This window comes from Clostridium sartagoforme AAU1, from assembly GCF_000401215.1.
Lineage (GTDB): Bacteria > Bacillota > Clostridia > Clostridiales > Clostridiaceae > Clostridium > Clostridium sartagoforme.
Map to the genome: position 1 here is coordinate 1 of NZ_ASRV01000131.1, position 7,069 is coordinate 7,069.

Sequence of the window (7,069 nt, forward strand, 5' to 3'; positions counted from 1 at the left end):
AAATTATAATAAAAAAGAAATTAATAATTTTAAATCAATAATTATGAAAAAACTATACAAATTCAGAACAAAAGATTTATATAAAAATTCATATAAATTTTCAGTAAGCTCGCAATGTGATAAGTGCAATTTATGTGTTAAAATTTGTCCAACTAGAAATATAGAGAATATAGGAGATTATATAAAGTTTAGGGATAATTGTATATTGTGCTGTAGATGCATGAGTTGTTGTCCTAAAAATGCAATATTATATAAAAACAAACAATATTCTCAATATAAAGAGAATATTGATTTGATAGTAGGTTAGTTAAGAAGTTAAGGGGGGGGGAAACCCTTCTTTTTATATTCAAAATAAGGACTATTATGTTATTATATATATAAGTTATTATAAGAGTTTAAAATTTAATTAAAAATATAAGTAGTAATAGTCTTTAAATCAATTTAGTATATAAGGATTATATAAAATGCTAAATATTAGAAAGAGGTAGAAAATGAAGAAATGGATTAATTGCATATTTAAAGTTTTACAAGGAATAAGTGTAGCTTTATTTACTATTGGAATAAGTGTTATTGCATCTTTAAATTTGAGAAGTATATATAAGTATTCAATTCAAAAGTATGACTTGGATAAAATAGGACAACTTTCAAAGGAAAAATTAATGGAAGATTATAATATATTATTAAATTATTTACAAAATCCATTTGCAAAAAAGTTGAAGTTTAATAATTTTATAATGAGTAGCAACGGAGAATTTCATTTTTATGAAGTTAAGAAGATATTTTTAAGCATATATTTAATAGTTTTAATTTTTGTATTGATATTTATTGTTATATATCTAATAAAAAAATATAACAACAAAAAAATAAAGCTAATTAAATCACTTAATTATGGAGCAAATACTCTTATAAGTATAATTACAGTTTTATTAACCTCAATTTTTATAGATTTCTCAAAAGCTTTTATAATTTTCCATAAAATATTTTTTAATAATGAATATTGGATTTTTGATTCAAAAACAGATCCTATTATAAATGTGTTACCAGAAGAAGTTTTTAAGTTGTATGCATTAGTGGTAATAATATTTACCCTTATTGCAATAATTGTTTATAAGACAATTTACATAAGTTATAATAAACATTCTAAACTTAACTAATTATCAATGAATTTTATATTATTTGAGGAAAGCTATTATTTTAGTGTGTTAGGAATGCATGTTTGTGTTGATAATCTTAATAAGTAAATAGAAAGATAATTTTAGGAGTGTTTAATTTGCAAGATATAAGTTTAGAAGTTTTAGAGAAATATTATGGATATAAAAGCTTTAGAAAGGGCCAAGAAGATATAATTAAAAATATTTTAAGTAAAGAAGATATTCTAGCAATAATGCCAACCGGCGGAGGTAAATCTTTATGTTATCAAATACCAGCATTAATTTTAGATGGCTTAACTATAGTAATTTCACCATTAATATCCTTAATGAAGGATCAAGTTGATAATATAAGATCTATGGGGATTGAAGCCGCATATATAAATAGTTCATTAAGTACTAGTGAATTTAATGAAGCTATAAATAATCTAAAGAATAACAAATATAAAATAGTTTATGTTGCGCCAGAAAGACTTGAGTCGTATGACTTCATAATGGAAATGTCAAGATGTAGTATAAGTCAAATTGCTATCGATGAAGCACATTGTGTATCTCAGTGGGGGCATGATTTTAGGGTAAGTTACAGAAAAATAAAATCATTTATAGATATATTGAAAGAACGACCTATAATTACAGCTTTTACAGCAACAGCAACAGAAGAAGTAAAAAGAGATATTATAAGCCTTCTTGGACTTAAAAATCCTAAGGTATATGTAACAGGTTTTGATAGAGAAAATTTATTTATTAATATTGTAAAAGGAAGTAATAAAAAAGACTATGTAATTAAATATATAGAAGCTAATAAAGATGCTTCAGGAATAGTTTATGCTGCTACTAGAAAAGAAGTAGATAAATTATATGAGGTCTTATGTGAAAAAAAATATAAGGTATCTAAATATCATGCAGGGCTTAGGGATGATATAAGAAAAGAAAATCAAGAAGATTTTATAAATGATAAAGTTAATATAATGATAGCTACAAATGCTTTTGGAATGGGAATTGATAAGCCTAATATAAGATATGTAATTCACTTTAATATGCCTCAGAACATTGAAAGTTATTATCAAGAAATTGGTAGAGCAGGAAGAGATGGAGGAAAAAGTGAGTGTATATTATTATTTTCACCAGGAGATATTCAAACTCAAAAGTTCTTAATAGAATCTAGTTCAGAAAATTTAAATAGAAAACAAAGTCAATATTTGAAGCTAAAACAAATGACTGATTTTATTTATAATAATGATTGTTATAGAAAATATATACTAAATTACTTTGGTGAATCTAATTTAGAAAACTGTAATAATTGTAGTAACTGTTTAAATGAAGGAGAAGTAGTAGATAAAACTATTGATGCTCAAAAAGTATTATCATGTGTATATAGAATGAAAAAAAACTTTGGTATTTCAATGATAGTAGATGTTCTAAGGGGATCTAAAAACATTAGACTAGTAAATTTAGGATTCAATAATTTATCTACTTATGGAATTATGAAAGATTATAAGGGGGAAGAGCTAAAGAGTTTTATAAATACGTTAATAGCTCATGGATATTTAGATTATATTGAAGGAACTTATCCTGTAGTAAGTCTAAATAAGAAATCAATAGAAATAATAAAAGGTGAGCATAAAGTACTATTTAAAGAAAATAATATTAATACTATTGAAAATGTAGATAATAAATTATTAGAATTACTAAAAGATTTGAGAAGAGAAATAGCACTGGAAGAAAGAGTTCCTCCTTATATAATTTTTGGTGATGTTACATTAAAAGAAATGAGTAGCAAAATGCCATTAATTAAGGAAAATATGAGATTAATTAGTGGAGTAGGAGAAATTAAATTTAATAAATATGGTGAAAGATTTATTAATTTAATTAAAAGTTATATTGAAGAAAATAATATTATTGTAAATCATATAATTGAGGATAATGAAGAAAATTCTTATATTGATATAAAAGTAGATGAAGAATTACTAGAATTACTAAAGAATAGAAGAGAAGAAATTTCAAGAAAAGAAGGTATGTATCCACCAAAAGTAATATCTTTAAGAAGCTTGAAAGAAATAAGTGGAAGATATCCTAAAAACTTAGATGAATTAATGGATATAACTTTAGTTGGAAAAAAGAAAGTAGAAATTATAGGAAAAGATATAATTATTATAGTTAACGATTATATTAATAACAAAGATATTAAAGTTAATTTCATAAAGAAGGAAAAAAGAAAAATTGCTTTAGATGGAGACGTTAGGACAGATGAAGAAATAACTATTGATGAATTAAAAAAGGAGAGGTTCCAGAAGAATTATCAGATAAATTAGAAATATCTATATCTACAATTTTAGGATATTTGACAACAGCCCTTGAAAATAATGAGAATATAGAAATTAAGTTTGATATATCAAAATATTATTTAAAAGAAGATAGAGAAGAGATTCTTAGAGAAGTAAGGTCTAAAGACTACAGAAAAATTGGAGAAATTAAAAAGACTCTTAGAAGTGATATAAAATATGAGGCTATAAGAGCAGTAATAATAGAAGAAATATTTTTAAAAAATAAGAAATTGATAAATGATAATTAAAGTTAACTAGTGTTATAAATTGCTTTGTAAAATATATAAGAAGTACAAAAATAGAGAATAAGGAGAATGAAATGAGTAATTACGGTAATTTACAAAAGGTTATAGATGGCAAGAGAAAGTTTGGGATAACACCTCATATACCTGGAGGTTTTATAACACCAGAGAACCTTGAAAAAATAGCTATAGTAGCAAAAAGATATAATGGAGTTATAAAAATTACTTCAGGACAAAGAATATTAATTACTAATTTGGAGGAAAGTGATTTACCATTAATTTGGGAAGAACTTGGAATGATGCCAGCTGTCAAAACACAAAATTCTGTTAAAAATGTAGAGATGTGTCCAGCAGGTTTTTGTAAGAGAGCAAAACATAATACTATTGGAATAGGAATGAGACTTTCAAAAAGGTACCATTGGGCAGAAATGCCATGTAGAACCAAAATAGGTGTTGCTGGATGTAGAAATGCATGTGGGAGTGTTTATAGTAAGGATGTAGGTATAATAGCTGATAAAACTGGATTTATGGTAACCGTAGGAGGATCAGGAGGATATAATCCAAGAATGTCAGATATTATTGCAATTGATTTGACTGAAAAGGCTGCAGAAAATTTAGTTGATATAATTTTTGAATACTACAAAGAAAATGCAGAAGCTGGTGAAAAATTAGGATTTTTTATAGATAGAATAGGTATAGAAAAATTTAAATCTGATGTATTTAAAATAATTGATTAGATAATAATATCTTTTAGGGAAAGAGTATTATAAAAAATAATAAACATGTAAAATATTTATATCAAAAGAAAAAGTTTATTAAGTGCTAAATGTAAAGTATTCAAGGAGGGTATTAATTGAAAGAAGATAAGAAGCCCACAATTGTAGTAAGCAGATGTTTAGGATTTTGTAATTGTAGATATAATGGAGATATGATATCAGATAAGTTTGTTGAAAAATTAAAAAAGTATGTCAATTATATAACTGTTTGTCCGGAGGTAGATATCGGTTTAGAGACACCTAGAAAGCCTATAAGATTAATATTAGAAAAAGAAAAAATAGAACTTTATGAGCCGCATAGTGGAAATGTATATACAAGGGAAATGGATGAATATTCAAATGAATTTTTTAAATCTTTAGAAGAAGTGCATGGATTTATATTAAAGGGAAGGTCACCATCTTGTGGAACCAAAAATGTAAAGTTATATTTAGGTAAAGAAAAGACAATAGGATCAAAAAAGAGTATAGGATTATTTGCTTCTTATGCTATTAAAAACTATCCATATCTTCCTATTGAGGAAGAAGGACGTCTTACTAATCATGCCATAAGAGAGCATTTTTTAATTAAGGTGTATATATTTTTTAAATTTAAGGAAGTAGAAAAATCTAATTCTATTAAAGAGTTAATTAAATTTCATTCAAATAATAAATATCTTCTTATGGCATATAATAGAAGTCAGTTAAAGCATTTAGGGCAAATAGTTGCTAATGATGAAAAAAACATTTTAATGAAATTATAAATGACTATGAGCATCATTTAGGTTTAGCATTTTCTAAAATTCCTAGAAAAGGTAATTACATAAATACATTTATGCATATATTTGGATACTTTTCAGATTATCTTTCAAAGGATGAAAAGGAATTTGTATTAGATATATTTAATAAATATAAGGAAGATAAGATTCACATGGATGTACCTTTAAATATTTTAAAAACTTATGCTATAAAATATAATGAAGAATATCTTTTGAATCAAACTATATGGTCTGCGTACCCAGAAGAATTACTTGATATAAGTGATTCTGGAAAAGAGGGAATATAAAATAATAAACAAAAAAGGGGCTGTCATAGATAGCCCCTTTTTTATGTAAAACGTAAAATACCTAATTAGAAAATAAAAACAATTATCATTTTAATGTGTAAATATTACTTAATATAAATCTATTAAGCTATTTCTTTAGATAGAGATTTAAATTACCTTCTTTACGTCTCTTATAAAACTCTGCAGTTGATGTAAATAAAACGTCAGATGATGAGTTAAGTGCTGTTTCACAAGAATCTTGTATTACACCTATAATAAATCCAACTCCAACTACTTGCATAGAAACATCGGTCGGTATTCCAAATAAGCTACAAGCTAAAGGTATTAATAGTAAAGAGCCTCCAGATACACCTGATGTTCCACAAGCACTTATAGTTGCTAGTATACTAAGTATAAGTGCAGTCGGAATATCAACAGGAATATTTAAAGTATGTGCAGCTGCTAATGTTAAAACAGAAATCGTAACAGAAGCACCAGACATATTTACAGTTGCACCTAAAGGAATAGATACTGAATAAGTATCTTTATCTAAACCTAATCTTTTACATAAATCCATATTTACAGGAATATTCGCAGCTGAACTACGAGTAAAAAATGCTGTAATACCACTTTCTTTTAAACATTTTAGAACAAGAGGATATGGATTTTGACGAATATTTATAAATACTATAATTGGATTGGCGATAAGTGCTACAAATAGCATACATCCAACTAAAACTAAAAGTAGTTTTCCATAGCTTATAAATGTTTGAATTCCATTAGTTGCAATTGCATCAAAGACAAGTCCCATAATTCCAATTGGTGCAAAATTAATTATCCATCCAACCATTTTAGATAAAGCATCAGAAATATTAGCTAGCATTGTTTTAGTTGAATCATTTGCTCCTTTTAAGGCAAATCCAAGAATTACAGCCCATGATAATATACCTATATAATTGGCAGTAACTAATGCATTTACTGGATTATCTACAATATTCATTAAAGGTGATCTTAAGACTTCAGTAATTCCACCAGGAGGCGAAAGATTTTCTACTCCTGCTACCAGAGTTAATTTTACTGGAAAAATAAAACTTGCTAAAACTCCAATAAATCCACCTGTGAAAGTTCCAAGTAAATAAAGAATAATTATAGACTTCATATTAGTTTTTTGTCCGCTTTTATGTTGACATATTGCAGATGTAACAAGAAAAAATACAAGCATAGGAGCAATTGCTTTTAAAGCACCTACAAATAAGGAACCTAAAATTACAATTGACTTTGCTTTTTCTGGAATAGTTAATGATAAAATAATTCCAATAGATAAACCTAAGATTATTCTTTTAACTAAACTTATTTTATTCCATTTTTTCATTAAGTTTTTCATAATATCTCCTCCTAATTAATGTTTTGAATATACTTTTTATAGTTTATCATAAATTTCTCGGCAAATAAATTATATTTAAGCTTATATAGTTAATTTTTAAAAGTATATAATGAAAAAACAAATAAAAGAATAGATTATAATATTGGATATACAATGAGAGAAATAATAAAAATA

Annotated in this window: 5 protein-coding genes and 2 pseudogenes; 6 read left to right on the forward strand and 1 reads right to left on the reverse strand. The window is 25.6% G+C overall.

Features of this window, described 5'->3' with window-relative positions; all coding sequences use genetic code 11:
* From A500_RS10365 to A500_RS19510, 6 genes and pseudogenes are all read left to right on the forward strand, one after another.
* A pseudogene (locus A500_RS10365) lies at positions 1 to 307 on the forward strand (hypothetical protein); the annotation flags it as partial.
* Positions 308 to 491: 184 nt separating this feature from the next.
* Positions 492 to 1,154: a TIGR01906 family membrane protein gene (locus A500_RS10370; protein WP_016207538.1), complete on the forward strand. Its 663-nt coding sequence runs from the start codon at positions 492 to 494 to the stop codon at positions 1,152 to 1,154.
* Between the two features lie 116 nt (positions 1,155 to 1,270).
* Positions 1,271 to 3,720: pseudogene (gene recQ, locus A500_RS10375) on the forward strand (DNA helicase RecQ).
* 71 nt (positions 3,721 to 3,791) lie between these two features.
* Positions 3,792 to 4,451 (forward strand): nitrite/sulfite reductase domain-containing protein, encoded by a 660-nt coding sequence (locus tag A500_RS10380; RefSeq protein WP_016207541.1) that lies wholly within the window; start codon positions 3,792 to 3,794, stop codon positions 4,449 to 4,451.
* 116 nt (positions 4,452 to 4,567) lie between these two features.
* Positions 4,568 to 5,230 (forward strand): DUF523 and DUF1722 domain-containing protein, encoded by a 663-nt coding sequence (locus A500_RS10385; protein ID WP_016207542.1) that lies wholly within the window; start codon positions 4,568 to 4,570, stop codon positions 5,228 to 5,230.
* 38 nt (positions 5,231 to 5,268) lie between these two features.
* A complete protein-coding gene (locus tag A500_RS19510) occupies positions 5,269 to 5,532 on the forward strand; it encodes a DUF1722 domain-containing protein (RefSeq protein ID WP_242835117.1) in 264 nt (87 codons plus the stop codon).
* Positions 5,533 to 5,659: 127 nt separating this feature from the next.
* Here the strand turns inward: A500_RS19510 and sstT are convergent, their stop codons facing one another.
* Positions 5,660 to 6,895 (reverse strand): serine/threonine transporter SstT, encoded by a 1,236-nt coding sequence (gene sstT / locus A500_RS10390; RefSeq protein WP_016207544.1) that lies wholly within the window; start codon positions 6,893 to 6,895, stop codon positions 5,660 to 5,662.
* Positions 6,896 to 7,069: the final 174 nt, after the last annotated feature.

Bases quoted from the DNA above. Each gene is read 5' to 3' on its own strand.
- A500_RS10370 (WP_016207538.1), top strand. From the start codon at position 492: ATGAAGAAATGGATTAATTGCATATTTAAAGTTTTACAAGGAATAAGT.
- A500_RS10380 (WP_016207541.1), top strand. From the start codon at position 3,792: ATGAGTAATTACGGTAATTTACAAAAGGTTATAGATGGCAAGAGAAAG.
- sstT (WP_016207544.1), bottom strand. From the start codon at position 6,895: ATGAAAAACTTAATGAAAAAATGGAATAAAATAAGTTTAGTTAAAAGA.